Consider the following 15,308-nt stretch of genomic DNA (forward strand, 5'->3'; position numbering starts at 1 on the left):
GGATTACCTCTCCTTTCTCTTTTTCCCTCTTGCGGGTACTATTGCTCCTCTTTGGTTACCGCTCTCTCCTCTTTTTCCCTCTTACGGGCACCATTGCTCCTCTTTGATTACCGCTCTCTCCTCTTTTTCCCTCTTGCGGGCACCATTGCTCCTCTTTGGTTACCGCTCCTTTCTCTTTTTCCCTCTTGCGGGCACCATTGCTCCTCTTTGATTACCGCTCCACTCTCTCACCAGCATCAACACATTAAGCCCAGTTTTACTCAGCAAGAGCAAAACCAGGCTTTACGGACATTATTAATCTTTTCAGTTATTTGTGCTGTTCTGCATACTTTACTGCGTCAGCTAGCAGATCGACAATGTGTACAGCAGTTACTTCTTTTGTTAGCTTCTCGCGCTCTACTCCAGCTTTCATTTGTAACAGACAGCCAGGGTTGGCAGTTACAATTGTTTGAGCCTTTGTATGCTTTGCTTGCTCCATTTTATAGTCTAAAATCTCATTAGCCATTTGCGGCTGAATGATATTGTAGATCCCCGCAGATCCACAGCAATGATCGGCATTGGTCATTTCTCTAAATTCAACGCCTTCGATTAACTGTAGTAGCTTACGTGGCGCTGAAGCTGTTTTCATTACATTGCGTAGGTGACAAGAGTCTTGATACGTTACAACCTGTTCTGGGAGCTTCATTTTAGGCATTCCCACTTCAACTAGAATTTCAGAAATGTCTTTTACACTTCTAGCAAAGCGTTGCGCTCGTTCCACCCAATCTGGTTCGTCTTTTAATAGATGATCGTATTCTACTAATAACGCTCCACAGCCCCCAGCATTAGAAATAATATAATTGATTTGCTCATTTTCAAAAGCGACAATATTTTTCTTGGCCATTTCTTTCGCTTGGTCTTTTTCACCGCTATGAGCATGTAACGCTCCGCAACATCCTTGATTTTGTGGAATGACGACTTCGCAACCAGCTTTCTTTAATAAGAATAGCGTCGAGTCGTTTGTTTCCATAAACATCGTATCCATAAGGCAACCAGAAAAGAAGGCTACACGTTTCTTCGTCACACCTTCTGCCTCAACATGAGTTGGGCGGTTTTTCATCGCTTTAGGTGATGGAATTTGTGGAAGAACTTTTTCCATCGTTGCCATACTACCTGGCATTAATTTTAAGATATTTGTTGTTTGAACGACTTTTTGCACACCAGACTTTTGGTAGACCCAGAGGAGGCTGTTTAAAGAGCGCATCCGGTTTTGATAAGGAAATAATTGTTCGAACACCGTTTTGCGAATGACACGAACAGGCATGCTGTGTTTTTTCGTTGTATTTAAAATGTCCCGCGCTTCTTCTAATAGATGTCCATATTTAACTCCAGATGGACACGCCGTTTCACAGGCACGACATCCAAGGCATAAGTTTAATTGCTTTTCAAAGTCTTCATCTGGCTCCATTTTTCCATCGACAACTGCTTTCATTAACGCAATACGTCCGCGTGGCGACGCTGCTTCATTTTGATCATCGCCATAAGTAGGACATGTTGGTAGACAGAAACCACAGCGCATACAGTTTAACAGTTCGTCATAATCCATACGCTTTTGAAATTCAATAACGGTTTGATTTTTTTGTTCTTCTGTTAATTTACTCATCGTTGTACAATCACCCGTTTCTTCGTCTCTTTCGCAAACACCTTACCAGGGTTCATGATGTTATTTGGATCGAAAGCAAATTTCAATGTTTTCATGGCATTAACACCCTCTTCACCAAGCTTCCATGCAAGGTAAGGAGCTTTCATCACACCTACACCATGCTCTCCTGTAATCGTGCCACCTAGCTCTATCGCTTTAGCAAAAATATCAGCAAACGCTTCTTCAACACGTTCAATTTCTTCTTTATTACGGGCATCTGTCATACATGTTGGATGTAAGTTTCCATCTCCTGCATGGCCAAACGTACAGATTTCCACTTGATGCTTTTCTGCAATTTCATCGATGGCTTTTACCATCTCTGCAATTTTTGAACGTGGTACTGTAGCATCTTCTAAAATTGTCGTTGGCTTTTTACGTGCTAATGCTGACAGCGCTGCTCGTCTTGCTGTCGCTAGTGCTAATCCTTCTTCAGCTGTCTGTGCAATTTGAACAGATTTCGCCTGTTCCTCACGGCAAATTTGAGCAATCTTTTCAATATCACGCTCTACTACCTCACGTGGTCCATCTTGTTCAATTAATAGTACAGCACCAACATCCGTTGGTAATCCAATTTTAGCGAAGTCCTCTACCACTTCTAACGTACTTTGATCCATAAACTCGAGAGTTGCTGGAATAATCTTATTGGCAATAATCGATGAGACTGCTGCTCCTGAAGCCTCTAGAGAATCAAAAAGAGCGAGCATCGTCTTTTTCGTTTCAGGAATTGGGATAAGCTTTAATGTTGCTTCCGTGATGACCCCTAGCGTTCCTTCCGCTCCTACCATTAATCTCGTAAAATCATAGCCTGCAACATCTTTAGCAAGCTTTCCACCCGTACGGATGACATCTCCGTTTGGTAACACAACTTCTAAAGCAATGACGTAATCACGCGTTACCCCGTACTTTAAGCCACGAAGACCGCCTGAATTTTCATTGATATTTCCACCGATCGTTGAGATTTTCATTGAACTTGGGTCTGGTGGATAAAATAGCCCTTTTGCTTCAACAGCATTAATCATATCGAGCGTAATGACTCCTGGTTGAACCGTTACAGTTAGATTTTCTTCATCAATTTCTAAGATTTTATTCATATGTGTGAACAGCATGACAATACCGCCCTCTAAAGGACAAGTACCTGCACAAAGATTCGTACCTGAACCACGAGGAACAATCGGCACCTTGTACTCATTACAAACCTTTACAATCTCTTGAACATCCTTCGTATTTCTCGGTTTAATAACCGCATCAGGCATCGCTTGATAATTCGGTGTCGCGTCATATGAATACACAAGTAAACTTTCTTGTGAGTCTAATAGATTTTTAGGTCCGACAATTTGGACTAGTTTCTCTTTAACTTCCGCACGTAACATAATAATCCCCCTGTTCATGAACATATTGTTCTATGCAAGATTTCATCTAATCAGGTCATCTGATCATTTTTTCTACCTTTAATTATAAAAAAATAACCCTTATTGATCTATGTGTAAAAACACAAAGTTAAACAAGGATTATCTGTACCTTTTTGTATGTTTATCTAGTTTCTTTCCAGAACATGTAAGCAATGTAACAAGTGGCGAGAAATTTAGGATCTTTCAGATTGCCACCCAACCGTTCATTCATTCGCTTTAATCTGTAATGAAGTGTATTAATATGAATATGAAGGTGTTCTGCCGTGTCCTTTAAAGACATATGATAATGAAAATACGTTTCTAATGTTTCCATGAGCTCGGTATCATCAGATATTTTACCTAAGACCTTTTCTACCACTTCAAGCTTCATTTCTAGGCTTATTTCAGCAAGTATACCTTCTAACGTTAACTGTTCATAAAAAACGACTGGAGTAGCACTAGAAGCCGTCTGTAAGGCTCTCTTTGCTTCACTATATGACTTTAATACTAACTCTGGTGATTGTCTTGTACCAATACCGATAAAAATGGTAGTTTGGGTTAACTGTTCTAATTGCTTTCTTGATGATTGCACACCCTGTAGAAAAGTTTCTTCATCTTTTAAATGTTTAAGACCTTTCAAGAGCAAAATCCGGCCTTGTCCAGCTCGTATAATTGTATCTTTAGCTTGATCAGGGAACAACAGTCGCAAGCGTTCATAGGTTTCCTTTTCTAGTAAATGAAGGTCTTCTTCATTCTTACTCTTTAGTTCGACTAAGACACATATTCTTGAAAGTTCCATTGCGAGCCCTAACAACTCACCACGTGCGTGAAAACCTTCATCAAACTCACGGTTATGTAACCACTCATATACGAATGCTTCAATTCCTCGGACTTCAGTGTTTAACTTCTCAGCAGAATGTGCTTCTTGAATTATAAGTTCTGTCATCCGTTGAATTAGCTCGCCAAATGGAGCTACCGTTCGTGGGTCACCTGTGATCCCAATGACACCAATGACGTCATTTTGAAAAAAGATCGGTAAATTCAATCCCGCTTTTACACCTTGGAGCATATGAACATCAGCTTCAGTAATTTCCATCTTTTCTCTTGAATGAAAAACTCGTAAAGCACCTTCATGAAAAGTACCAACCCGTTGACGATCACTACTCGCAATGATCGTACCATCATCATTAACAACAATAACCTCTTCATCAATGACTTTCGTAACTTCATTTACGATCCGTTGGGCTAATAGCGAAAGAAGTTTCACTACTTTTCATCCTTTGTTGTATGTAGTGTACCTATTCTCATACCTACTTTTACATCTGTAGGGCATTGTAGCTGTGGATCGATATCGACTAAGCCTTGTTCAAATAAAAGAATGACCGTTGAACCAAACGTAAAATAGCCGATTTCCGTTCCTTTAGTCACCTCTTCTTCATGATGGGTAACCTCAATGCTATTTACATTTAATGCCCCAACTTTAACAATCGCCATCCGTTTTTCATTTACGTCAATTTCGGTAATATGGCGATAATTTTTAGATAACGGTCGCTTTCCATACTCTAACCCTTGGCGGTTAACTGGATACGATTTTCGACCTAGATACCAGCGCTCAAGGACTCGCCCAGAAATTGGACTATGAATACGGTGATAATGACTAGGACTTAAATAAAGAATAACAAACGTACCTCCACAATACATTTGGCTCTTATTTGAACTACCGAGCATTTCTTCAAGTGTATAATCTTGGCCTTTCACACGGAAAGCAGACTGCTCATTCAATGGTCCAACATGAGCAAGTATACCGTCAACTGGACTTACGAGAACGCGTTCATCAGGATCTACTGGTCGAGTCCCCTCTTTTAGTCGTCTCGTAAACAATTCATGTAAGCTTTTATATTCATGTAGTGGTTTTTCCATTTCATCTATATTTAAATTGTAAACTTTAGTAAAAGAACGGTTGATTCCTTTACTTAAACGAGAAGTCGTAAATGTGCGTAACAAATGTGAATTGAAACGATTTCCTGATAATTCTACAAACGTTCGATATAATTGCTTTTTCACAGAATACCTCCGAATAGATATTACTTTTTTCTCTAGTAGGCGACAGTCCTTTATGATATCATAAAATTTTAAGACAATTCAATATCTACTCCATTTTTACATAAACTTAAGGAGTGAAGTTATGTTTTTATTACACCACTTGGATCAATCTTTTAAGAAAATAAAAAGTCAAGCAGCGAACTTAATTACATTAATTAATTTAGGATTAGGTGCTATGGCGATTTTATTTGTTTTACAAGGAGAACTAAGGACTAGTTTATTACTTATTACCATCGCTGGCGTATTCGATCGTCTCGACGGGATGGTCGCTCGAAAAATGAATATTACTTCAGAACTTGGAAAACAATTGGATTCACTTAGTGATATCATTTCATTTGGTGTAGCTCCTGCCCTTTTATTATACCAAGGAATTCTAATTACATTTGGGATGCCAGGTGCATTTTTCGCCATTATTTTTATTGCTTGCGGAGCGATTCGACTTGCACGATTTAACGTTATGGAAACGAATGGCTTTTTTGTTGGACTACCAATAACAGCAGCGGGTCTCCTATTAACATTAAGTTTCTTACTTATTGGTTTCATCCCTGAATATGTCTTTATGTTCCTAACTTTAATTCTAGCATTTCTAATGATTGGTACGTTTAAAATAAAAAAAGTATAGAATTTTATCAAAAAAACGAGAAAAAAATGGCATTTTTTCATGAAATTCTCTCTAAAGTCTTGACACTACAAGGTTTTCACGATTAAATTTGAGATGCAGGCAATTATTTATAGTAATGAAAGGGAGTTTTTCCATGAACAAGACAGATTTAATTAATTCAGTTGCTGAACAAGCAGAATTATCTAAAAAGGACGCAGCGAAAGCAGTAGACGCTGTATTTGAGAGTATTACTGACGCATTAAAAGATGGTGGAAAAGTTCAGTTAGTTGGATTTGGAAGCTTTGAAGTACGTGAGCGTTCTGCACGTAAAGGACGTAACCCACAAACTGGCGAAGAGATTGAAATTCCAGCTACTAAAAACCCTGCGTTCAAACCTGGTAAACAATTAAAAGACGCTGTAAACTAATTTTATATTTAGATGAAAAAGTAATGGACAAGCTCCATTGCTTTTTTTGTTTGTTATAAAATTCCCCCTAATGAATTCAATTGGCTACTTTCACCGAGGTTTCGTCCATTTATGCCGAAACCTCGGCACATTATTTTAATTTCTCATTCTAATGCTCCCCCCTTACAACTTAAGGTTTCATCACTTTTAATCTTTTCGTCGATTTTTTCTTTTTACCATAATATCCCTTGATCTATTAAGGATTTGCAGTCCTTATTCTAGTAATCTCTCATCCTTAGAAGGTAATAATATTAACAAAATTTTAAAAATATTTTAACTTTGGCACAACGTTTGCAATATGAGTTATGAATTCAAATTAAGGGGGAGTTTTACAATGGCAAACGAACAAGTATATGGATTTTTTATTCCTAACGTCAATCTAATGGGGGTTGGTGCAGTTAAAGAAGCTGGACCACGAGTGAAATCTTTAGGTTGTAAAAAAGCGTTAATCGTAACAGACGAAGGTTTAAATCAAATGGGTGTTGCAGATGAGGTCGCTAGCCTGATTCGTGAAGCTGGTGTTGAAGTTGAAATCTTCCCTGGTGCTGAACCGAACCCAACGGATACAAATGTACATGATGGATTAGCTGTTTATCAAAAAAACGGATGCGATGCGATCATTTCTTTAGGTGGCGGAAGTTCGCATGACTGCGCGAAAGGTATTGGTCTAGTTGCTGCAAACGGTGGAAAAATCCACGATTACGAAGGAGTGGACCAATCAGCGTCACCGATGCCTCCACTTGTTGCAATTAATACAACTTCGGGTACTGCTAGTGAAATGACACGCTTTTGTATTATTACAGACACAGAAAGAAAAGTAAAAATGGCGATTGTAGACAAACATACTACACCAACAATCTCTATTAATGACCCTATCTTAACTGTAAAAAAACCTAAAGGACTAACAGCAGCTACTGGTGTTGATGCATTGACTCACGCTGTTGAAGCTTATGTATCAACAAACGCAACACCAATTACTGATGCGTGCGCACTACAGGCTATGAAAATTATTAGTAAAAACTTACGTGCAGCCGTTGCGAACGGTGAAGATATCGAAGCGAGAAACCAAATGTCTTATGCTCAATTTTTAGCAGGAATGGCATTTAACAACGCATCTTTAGGTTACGTCCATGCAATCGCTCACCAATTTGGCGGAATTTATAACTTACCTCATGGTGTATGTAACGCGATCCTATTGCCTCACGTTGAGCGATTTAACTTAATTGCTAAACCAGAGCGCTTTGTCGATATCGCAGTTGCTTTAGGAGAAAATGTAAGCGGTTTATCTACAAGAGAAGCTGCTGAAAAGGCAATCACAGCGATTGAAACACTAACGAAAGACGTTGGTATTCCAACAGGCTTTAAAGAGCTAGGAGCTAAAGAAGAAGACATTCCTGTACTAGCTGAAAACGCAATGAGAGATGCTTGCGCATTGACGAACCCACGCAAAGCGACGATGGATGAGCTTCAAGAAATTATCCGCGCTTCTTATTAAGGAGAAAACTTAGGGAATTTCATAAGGTCCAACTGGAATCGTTTACTTTACTTATTGATTAATGAAGTCCAAACACAAACATAAAGGTTAAGAAATTCGGTTCGTAAAATAGTTCGCAAATCACAATCACAAATCGGGATGGGTCTATTCCCATCCTTTATTTCATATATATGGAGGTAATGGACATGATTTACGCAAACCCTGGGGAACTCAACTCAAAAGTAACATTTAAAAAGCGCTATGAAAATTATATTAACGGAGAATGGACAGCTCCTGTTAACGGTGAGTATTTTGAAAATAAAACACCGGTTACAGGCCAAGTTTTTTGTGAAGTTGCTCGTTCATCAGCTGATGATATTGAGCATGCTCTTGATGCCGCACACGCAGCCAAAACGAGCTGGGGAATGACGTCGCCTACTGAACGTGCAAATATCTTAAATAAAATCGCTGATCGCATGGAAGAAAACTTAGAAACGCTTGCGGTTGCTGAAACGTGGGAAAACGGAAAAGCCGTTCGTGAAACGTTAAATGCTGATATTCCACTTGCGATTGACCACTTCCGCTATTTTGCTGGTGTCGTTCGTAGCCAAGAAGGAAGTATTTCGCAAATCGACAATAACACAGTTGCGTATCATTTCCATGAACCACTAGGTGTGGTTGGGCAAATTATTCCGTGGAACTTCCCTATTTTAATGGCTGTTTGGAAACTAGCTCCTGCACTTGCTGCTGGAAACTGCATTGTCCTCAAGCCAGCCGAGCAAACGCCAGTTTCAATTATGGTTCTTATGGAACTAATTGAAGACTTACTTCCTAAAGGTGTTGTAAACATCGTCAATGGATTCGGTGTCGAAGCAGGAAAGCCACTCGCTTCAAGTGATCGCATTGCAAAAATTGCATTTACTGGTGAAACAACCACAGGTCGTTTAATTATGCAATATGCATCTGAAAATATCATTCCAGTCACGCTTGAGCTTGGTGGAAAATCACCGAATATCTTCTTCCCAGACATTATGGAAAAAGATGATGCCTTTTTTAATAAAGCGATTGAAGGGTTTGTTATGTTCGCCCTAAACCAAGGTGAGGTGTGTACATGCCCGTCTCGAGCACTTGTTCATGAGTCTATTTATGAGCCGTTTATGGAGCGCGTCTTACAACGTGTAGAAGCAATCAAAACAGGTAACCCACTAGATACAGATACAATGATGGGAGCACAGGCTTCTCAAGAACAGCTAGAAAAAATCCTTTCCTACTTAGAAATTGGAAAGCAAGAAGGTGCACAATGCTTAATTGGTGGAGAGCGAAATGAGCTCGGTAATGAATTTAAAGATGGTTATTATGTGAAGCCAACCGTTTTTAAAGGTGACAACAGCATGCGGATTTTCCAAGAGGAGATCTTCGGTCCTGTTGTAGCTGTGACAACGTTTAAAGACGCTGAACAAGCACTTGCCATTGCCAACGACACTTTATACGGATTAGGGGCTGGTGTATGGTCTCGTAACATTAATACTGCCTACCGCTTTGGTCGTAACATTGAAGCTGGACGTGTATGGACGAATTGTTACCACGCTTATCCTGCTCATGCCGCATTTGGTGGCTACAAGAAGTCTGGTATCGGTCGAGAAAATCATAAAATGATGCTCAGCCATTACCAACAAACGAAAAACATGCTCGTGAGCTATAGTGAAGATGCATTAGGTTTCTTTTAAAATCATCGATAACTTATAAGGGAGTGAACGTATTGTCAGATAAAGAGATATTATATAAAAAATCAACATTTAATCGTTTGGGAGAACTTAATAAGTATGTACCCGATTCGTTTAGAGCTTTTTTAAACTTTGATCAGCAAGCGTTAAGTAGTGGTGAATTAACGACCAAACAAAAAGAGCTCATTGCCGTAGCAATTGCTCATATTACAGGCTGCCCGTATTGCATTGACCTTCATGTCAACAACAGTAAAAAAGAAGAAGTGACACTTGAGGAGTTAACAGAATCAATAATGGTGGCAACAGCTCTTAAAGCTGGTTCCGCACTCGCTCACGGTGTCAATGCACTGAATTCGTATACGGACGACAAAGAGGTACTCTACAAACAACAATACTTTGATCGGATTATGGAATTTTCCAAAATCACAGGAGACTCTTTTGCCGCATTTATTGACTTTGATCAAAAAGCACTTAAAGACGGGGCTTTATCAAGCAAAGAAAAAGAGTTAATCGCAGTAGCTTGTGCACATACGACAGGCTGCCCATATTGTATTGACCTTCATACAAAAGCAGCTAAAAAAGCAGGCGCTTCATTAAATGAACTCGCAGAGGCCGTTATGGTGGCAACAGCTCTAAAGGCTGGATCAGCACTTGCTCATGCTGTGAATATGCTCGAAGCTTATGATGCCTAATATCACGAAAAGTGAGAACCGAATCCAACTGGATGGTTCTCACTTTTTGCTACTCAAAACACGAGTTCAGCCATGCCCTTTTTCATTTAATATGTAACGTAATTTTCTTACGGTAATATTCAGTTTCTTGGATGCTTCTTTTCGATTTCCTAACGTGTCACGAAGCGCTTTATATACAAATGCTTTTTCAACGACTTCTTCTAACCTTTTGATATTGTCTTTGACTAGCTCTAAATCAAGCTCCTCTTGCCCTTCTAAAAGATCGACCATTTCTGCATTCCAACCATCTAGAAAATGTTTAAGATCAGACTTTGAAAAGTCTTTAACGACAAGTGATGAGTCTGTCTTTTCTACTTTTCTTTCAATCGGAATTACCTTTTTCGCGTCTCTAATATTCACAGGTAAGTAGTCGGGGGTTATAACGGTCGTTTCCCCTTCTGCTAATGCGACAGCTCTCGTCACAACATTCGATAATTCGCGAATATTTCCCGGCCAATAATGGTTTTCCATCATCCCCATTGTATCGTTTGAAAACTCGACACCAGGATACTTTTCCAACAACTTTTGGATAAGCAGTGGTAGATCTTCTTTTCTCTCTCGTAAAGGTGGGATTTGTAATTTCACGACATCAAGACGATAGAGTAGATCTTCCCGAAACGAACCGTTACGTACGGCCTCATGTAAATTGGCATGTGAGGCAGCAATAATTCTCGCATTCGTCCTTAACGTATGCTCACTACCTACTCTCATAAATTCTCTCGTCTCTAACACTCGTAAAAGCTTCACTTGGATGGCTGGTGAGGCTTCTGCTATTTCATCGAGAAACAGCGTTCCATGGCTCGCAATCTCAAATAAGCCCTTTCGCTGCTGACCAGCTCCAGTAAAAGCCCCTTTTTCATGTCCAAATAATTCACTTTCAAGCAAAGTTTCTGTTAAAGCTCCACAGTTTAAGCCAATAAACGGATTTTGGACACGATGACTCGCTTCGTGAATAAAACGAGCCAGCACCTCTTTTCCTGTTCCCGTTTCACCTTCTAGTAAAATATTAATATTTTTTCCTGCAAACTTATAAGCCATCTTCAGCATCGTATTCATTGATGCCGTATGCCCCGTAACCATCCCTATTTGTTGAGCAACTTTATTAATTTCTTCATCTAAATAAGCTCCTGGTATATGCAGTAAGTTATCAATATGCTTTTCTAGTTCATCTATATCATCAAACGGTTTTTCAATATAGTCATTGGCACCATTTTTAATCGCATCAACAGCTGTTTTTACCGTACTATAGCCTGTCATAATAATCACTTTACAAGAAGGCATTTTCTTCTTTATCATTTGTAACACTTGCAAGCCATTCGTGTCTGGCATTTTTAAATCAACCATTGCTAGGTGAAAATCCTTTTGCTCTAGGTGATCAAGTACTTCCTGATGAGTTCTAGCGACACTTACTTCATAGCCTTTTTTCGTAAACAAATAACTTAAAAAGTTACCAATTTCATATTCATCATCAACAACGAGTAATCTTGTCATTCGAACACTCCTTACGTTTGAGAGCTTTACACTATCATGAAAAAACTTAGTTTTGTTTTACTAGATGTCATTCACTTTTTTTCTTCGGTACCAACAAAATAAATGTACTCCCCTTACCCTCTTCACTAGTTACTTCAATACCACCGCCATGTTCTTTGGCAATTCCTAAACTTACTGATAGTCCTAAACCTGTTCCATTCATCGCATCCTTTGTCGTATAAAAAGGACGGAATATTTCGGTAATTTTTTGTTCACTGATACCTACTCCATTGTCTTTTATAGATAAATATACAAATGTTTCATTCTTAATCTGTTTTACCCCTGTTTGAATAAGAATCTCTTTTTCGAGTTGATCACTTTCTTCAAGTGCATCTCTTGCATTTAATAAAAAATTTATAACGATTTGTTCTAGTTGCTGTAAATTCCCATCGATTAATGGAAGCGTGGGATCTAAATCAACACGTAACGAGATACATTGTCTTTCAATTTGATAACGAATTAAGCTCAAGACTTTTTCAACTGCTTTATTTAGTTCACATTGATGAAATTCATATTCATCTTGGCGTGAAAAAGTTAATAGATTACGAATAATATTTTTACTACGAAGCCCACAATTATGAATATCATTTAATAGCCTATGAGCGGGATCCTGTTCATTAAAATCTCGTAATAGCAACTGGCTGTTTCCAATAATAGCCGTTAACGGGCTATTTAACTCGTGGGCTACTCCAGCAGCCATTTCTCCAATTGCCGCAAGCTTTCCTGAATGCATTAATTGTGCTTCTGTATATAATTTTTTCGTCACATCTTTTAAATAAATAATGACACCATACATGTCTTTTGTTTCATTAAAAACTGGATACGTATAAATATCACAAATTCTTTTATTATCAAGTCGGGACTGACGAAAAGCAGTCTTCTTCGTACGATAACTTTCAGTTACAGGACATTCAATCGGATCCTGATATTGAATGACTTCGTCCGCTTTTCTTCCATATAACTCTTCATCATTTAACTGAAAAAATGTTTTGACCGCATCGTTAAAGCGAATAATATTTTTCTCTAAATCAACAAACAAAATTAAATCTTGAACTGCACGAAATGTTTCTTCCCACTCTTTTTTCCCGTTTAAAACTGCATTATATAATGAAGAATTTTCGATACAGACGGCCATTTGATCGGCTAATTGTTCAAGAAAATCATCATTTGGGTACTCCATTTTTGTCTTACTCCCGAGGCTAAGTACACCCATCACTTGCTTTTTCCGATAAAGAGGCAAGCATAACACTGTATCAATCCCTAATAACTTCATCGTATTCTTTTCCACATCTGATAATTGCCCAAAGGTTCCATCTACATCATTCATCAGAATTTTCTTTTCCTGAACCGCTTGGTAATACAATGAGTTTTTATTCGGAAGTATCTCTCCGACTTTTAGGAAAAATGAATCTTGCGGATACACATTCGTTAAAATTAATTGTTTATTCTCGTAAATGGTAAGACTGATTCGATCAAATGTATAAAGCTTTTCAAGCTTCTCCATGATGTTCTTCAACATCTCATCGATCGTCATATCAATTGTAAAGCTTTTCGTCACATCATTTATGATCTCTAATTTCATGTTTTTCTGTTCTAGTTGTTCAACCATCTTTTTTAATTCGGTATAATAGTTTTTCTTTGACGATTTCACCCCTGTTAATCTCTCAATCATTATCTGTTTCTGGTTTATTGGCATTGGTAATCTCCCCTACATCGCTCGTGAAAAAATATCCTTTATATCTTTTGTCGTGATATCACGAGGATTTGTAATCATACACGCATCTTCAAGTGCCATCGTAGCCATTTCGTTAATGCTTTCCTCATCAGGCGAATGTAATCCCAGTTCAGAGAAATGTTGCGGTGCCCCGACTTCTTTAGTTAACTGTCGCACGACATCAATCCCCCTTTTCCCCGCTTCCATCGGCTGTAACGACCGTGTATCCACTCCAAGTAACTCGGCAATTTCAACATACTTTTCTGGTTTTGCTAAAAGGTTAAAATCCATCACATGAGGTAAGAGAATCGAGTTTACCTCTCCATGTGACAATTCATAACGACCACCTACAGCATGAGATATCGCATGAACCGCTCCTAATATCGCATTAGAAAAAGCTAATCCTGCTTGAAGGCTCGCCATTGCCATTGCATTTTTCGCCTCTTCGTTTGACTTAGAAGCCACAGACGGTCGTAAATATTTACTGACTAGTTGTATTGCATTCTTCGCTTGAACATCCGTGAGCGAAGTAGCCGCGATACTCACATACGCTTCGATCGCATGGGTTAAAACATCTAAACCAGTCGCTGCCGTTAAGCTCGCATCCTTCGTCGACAATGTAAGTGGGTCCGTGATTGAAATATCAGGGATTAGCGACTTTGAAATAATCGTCATCTTCTTTTTTCTTTTTGAGTCAACGATGACAGAAAATTGAGAAACTTCAGAGCCTGAACCAGCCGTTGTCGAAGCCATAATCGTCGGTGGCAGCGGTGCCACCAGCTTGTCTACCCCTTCATAGTCATTAATCTCGCCACCATTCGTAGCTACAATCGCGATCGCCTTGGCGACATCCAGAACACTTCCACCACCGATACCAAGCACAGCATCACATTCCGTCTCGGCAAACACTTGAGCACCGTATGTAACCTCATAGTCTTTCGGATTTGTCGTCAAATTAAAAAAAGTCGAATACTCCAATCCAGCATTCAAACAATTATCCATCACTCTCTCAACCCAGCCCGCTTGACAAACCCCCGCATCACTGACAATCAACACTTTTTTCGCACCTAAACGTAAAAAGCTTTCCCCTACATGCTCAAGCGAACCCTTGCCAAAAATAATTTCAGGAGACATAAACTTATTGATCATCTATTATCAGCAACCCATCCTATTAATCTAGCAAAATTTGTAATCGTTTTCATTCATTTTACTATATTTTGGATTTAGGGGACAAGCTTTTGTAGCGGTTTTAATTGTTACAGTATAAAATAGAAGTACTAAACTATTGGTCAAAAGGAAGAGATTTATGAAAGGACTTTCATACGTTTTTATCATAGCTGGACTAGGATTACTTCTATACGGTGGATATCAATATTGGCAAACTCAGTCAGCTCAAAAAGCCAGTCTTGCATCTGCATATGAACTTCTCGAAACGAAAGAAACAGAAGAAAACGTTCAATCCACCATCGACGACTTCAATCCAAAAGTAGGAGAAACGGTTGGAATATTATCGATACCTGCCATTGAAGCGGAGCTTCCAATTGTTGAAGGAACAGATGAAGATGAATTAGAAAAAGGTGTTGGCCACTTCAAAGGTACAGCCTATCCGACTCAAAATGACCAAATTGTATTATCAGGTCACCGAGATACCGTCTTTCGTAGAATGGGTGAACTTGAAATAGGTGATCACTTCATTATTAAACTTCCATATGGGGAGTTTGCCTATGAAATCGAAAGTACAAAGATAGTTGACGCCAATGATCTGACCATTATTGGCTCAACTGCTCCAGATGAGGTTTTAGTCGTTACGACATGTTATCCATTTACTTATGTGGGGAGTGCCCCCGACCGATATATCATTTATGCAAAACCCATTCATTAAATAAAAGGAAGTAA

Annotated in this window: 13 protein-coding genes; 6 read left to right on the forward strand and 7 right to left on the reverse strand. The window is 39.0% G+C overall.

Annotated elements, in window-relative coordinates; all coding sequences use genetic code 11:
- Window positions 1–307: 307 nt before the first annotated feature.
- From GKP30_RS08500 to GKP30_RS08515, 4 genes are all read right to left on the reverse strand, one after another.
- A complete protein-coding gene (locus GKP30_RS08500) occupies window positions 308–1,642 on the reverse strand; it encodes a (Fe-S)-binding protein (protein ID WP_216829006.1) in 1,335 nt (444 codons plus the stop codon).
- A complete protein-coding gene (gene glcD, locus GKP30_RS08505) occupies window positions 1,639–3,051 on the reverse strand; it encodes a glycolate oxidase subunit GlcD (protein WP_216829007.1) in 1,413 nt (470 codons plus the stop codon). The genes GKP30_RS08500 and glcD overlap by 4 nt, the downstream gene beginning before the upstream one ends.
- A 160-nt stretch (window positions 3,052–3,211) precedes the next feature.
- Window positions 3,212–4,336: a CdaR family transcriptional regulator gene (locus GKP30_RS23750; protein WP_216829008.1), complete on the reverse strand. Its 1,125-nt coding sequence runs from the start codon at window positions 4,334–4,336 to the stop codon at window positions 3,212–3,214.
- On the reverse strand, window positions 4,336–5,133 hold the full coding sequence (locus GKP30_RS08515) for a phosphatidylserine decarboxylase (RefSeq protein WP_216829009.1): 798 nt from the start codon (window positions 5,131–5,133) through the stop codon (window positions 4,336–4,338). Before GKP30_RS08515 ends, GKP30_RS23750 begins: the two co-directional genes overlap by 1 nt.
- A gap of 121 nt (window positions 5,134–5,254) precedes the next feature.
- On the opposite strand from GKP30_RS08515, the gene pssA reads away from it, so the two are divergent.
- The 5 genes from pssA (at window position 5,255) to GKP30_RS08540 (ending at window position 10,129) form a co-directional block, all read left to right on the forward strand.
- Entirely contained in the window at window positions 5,255–5,794 is a 540-nt protein-coding gene (pssA, locus tag GKP30_RS08520) for a CDP-diacylglycerol--serine O-phosphatidyltransferase (protein ID WP_216829010.1), read from the forward strand.
- Between the two features lie 133 nt (window positions 5,795–5,927).
- Complete coding sequence (locus GKP30_RS08525; protein ID WP_209122946.1) at window positions 5,928–6,200, forward strand: HU family DNA-binding protein; 273 nt, start codon at window positions 5,928–5,930, stop codon at window positions 6,198–6,200.
- Between the two features lie 373 nt (window positions 6,201–6,573).
- Window positions 6,574–7,734: an iron-containing alcohol dehydrogenase gene (locus GKP30_RS08530; RefSeq protein WP_216829011.1), complete on the forward strand. Its 1,161-nt coding sequence runs from the start codon at window positions 6,574–6,576 to the stop codon at window positions 7,732–7,734.
- A gap of 185 nt (window positions 7,735–7,919) precedes the next feature.
- Window positions 7,920–9,440: an aldehyde dehydrogenase gene (gene adh / locus GKP30_RS08535; protein ID WP_216829012.1), complete on the forward strand. Its 1,521-nt coding sequence runs from the start codon at window positions 7,920–7,922 to the stop codon at window positions 9,438–9,440.
- 32 nt (window positions 9,441–9,472) lie between these two features.
- Entirely contained in the window at window positions 9,473–10,129 is a 657-nt protein-coding gene (locus tag GKP30_RS08540; RefSeq protein WP_216829013.1) for a carboxymuconolactone decarboxylase family protein, read from the forward strand.
- Between the two features lie 66 nt (window positions 10,130–10,195).
- On the opposite strand, the gene GKP30_RS08545 is transcribed toward GKP30_RS08540, so the two are convergent.
- The 3 genes from GKP30_RS08545 to GKP30_RS08555 all read right to left on the reverse strand — a co-directional run bounded on the left by GKP30_RS08545 (window position 10,196) and on the right by GKP30_RS08555 (window position 14,561).
- On the reverse strand, window positions 10,196–11,659 hold the full coding sequence (locus tag GKP30_RS08545) for a sigma-54-dependent transcriptional regulator (RefSeq protein ID WP_216829014.1): 1,464 nt from the start codon (window positions 11,657–11,659) through the stop codon (window positions 10,196–10,198).
- Window positions 11,660–11,726: 67 nt separating this feature from the next.
- Entirely contained in the window at window positions 11,727–13,394 is a 1,668-nt protein-coding gene (locus tag GKP30_RS08550) for an ATP-binding protein (RefSeq protein ID WP_216829015.1), read from the reverse strand.
- 12 nt (window positions 13,395–13,406) lie between these two features.
- The gene (locus GKP30_RS08555; RefSeq protein ID WP_216829016.1) at window positions 13,407–14,561 is read right to left on the reverse strand and encodes an iron-containing alcohol dehydrogenase; all 1,155 of its coding nucleotides are present in this window, start codon (window positions 14,559–14,561) and stop codon (window positions 13,407–13,409) included.
- Between the two features lie 157 nt (window positions 14,562–14,718).
- Here GKP30_RS08555 and GKP30_RS08560 point away from each other — a divergent pair, with 157 nt between their 5' ends.
- The gene (locus GKP30_RS08560; RefSeq protein WP_216829017.1) at window positions 14,719–15,294 is read left to right on the forward strand and encodes a class D sortase; all 576 of its coding nucleotides are present in this window, start codon (window positions 14,719–14,721) and stop codon (window positions 15,292–15,294) included.
- Window positions 15,295–15,308: the final 14 nt, after the last annotated feature.

This window comes from Alkalihalobacterium elongatum (assembly GCF_019024285.1).
GTDB classification, from domain to species: Bacteria; Bacillota; Bacilli; order Bacillales; family Bacillaceae_F; genus Alkalihalobacterium; species Alkalihalobacterium elongatum.

What these genes read in the sequence shown, in the direction of transcription:
- GKP30_RS08500 (WP_216829006.1), bottom strand. Translation starts at nt 1,642, where the DNA reads ATGAGTAAATTAACAGAAGAACAAAAAAATCAAACCGTTATTGAATTT.
- glcD (WP_216829007.1), bottom strand. Translation starts at nt 3,051, where the DNA reads ATGTTACGTGCGGAAGTTAAAGAGAAACTAGTCCAAATTGTCGGACCT.
- pssA (WP_216829010.1), top strand. Translation starts at nt 5,255, where the DNA reads ATGTTTTTATTACACCACTTGGATCAATCTTTTAAGAAAATAAAAAGT.
- GKP30_RS08525 (WP_209122946.1), top strand. Translation starts at nt 5,928, where the DNA reads ATGAACAAGACAGATTTAATTAATTCAGTTGCTGAACAAGCAGAATTA.
- GKP30_RS08530 (WP_216829011.1), top strand. Translation starts at nt 6,574, where the DNA reads ATGGCAAACGAACAAGTATATGGATTTTTTATTCCTAACGTCAATCTA.
- adh (WP_216829012.1), top strand. Translation starts at nt 7,920, where the DNA reads ATGATTTACGCAAACCCTGGGGAACTCAACTCAAAAGTAACATTTAAA.
- GKP30_RS08545 (WP_216829014.1), bottom strand. Translation starts at nt 11,659, where the DNA reads ATGACAAGATTACTCGTTGTTGATGATGAATATGAAATTGGTAACTTT.
- GKP30_RS08550 (WP_216829015.1), bottom strand. Translation starts at nt 13,394, where the DNA reads ATGCCAATAAACCAGAAACAGATAATGATTGAGAGATTAACAGGGGTG.
- GKP30_RS08555 (WP_216829016.1), bottom strand. Translation starts at nt 14,561, where the DNA reads ATGATCAATAAGTTTATGTCTCCTGAAATTATTTTTGGCAAGGGTTCG.
- GKP30_RS08560 (WP_216829017.1), top strand. Translation starts at nt 14,719, where the DNA reads ATGAAAGGACTTTCATACGTTTTTATCATAGCTGGACTAGGATTACTT.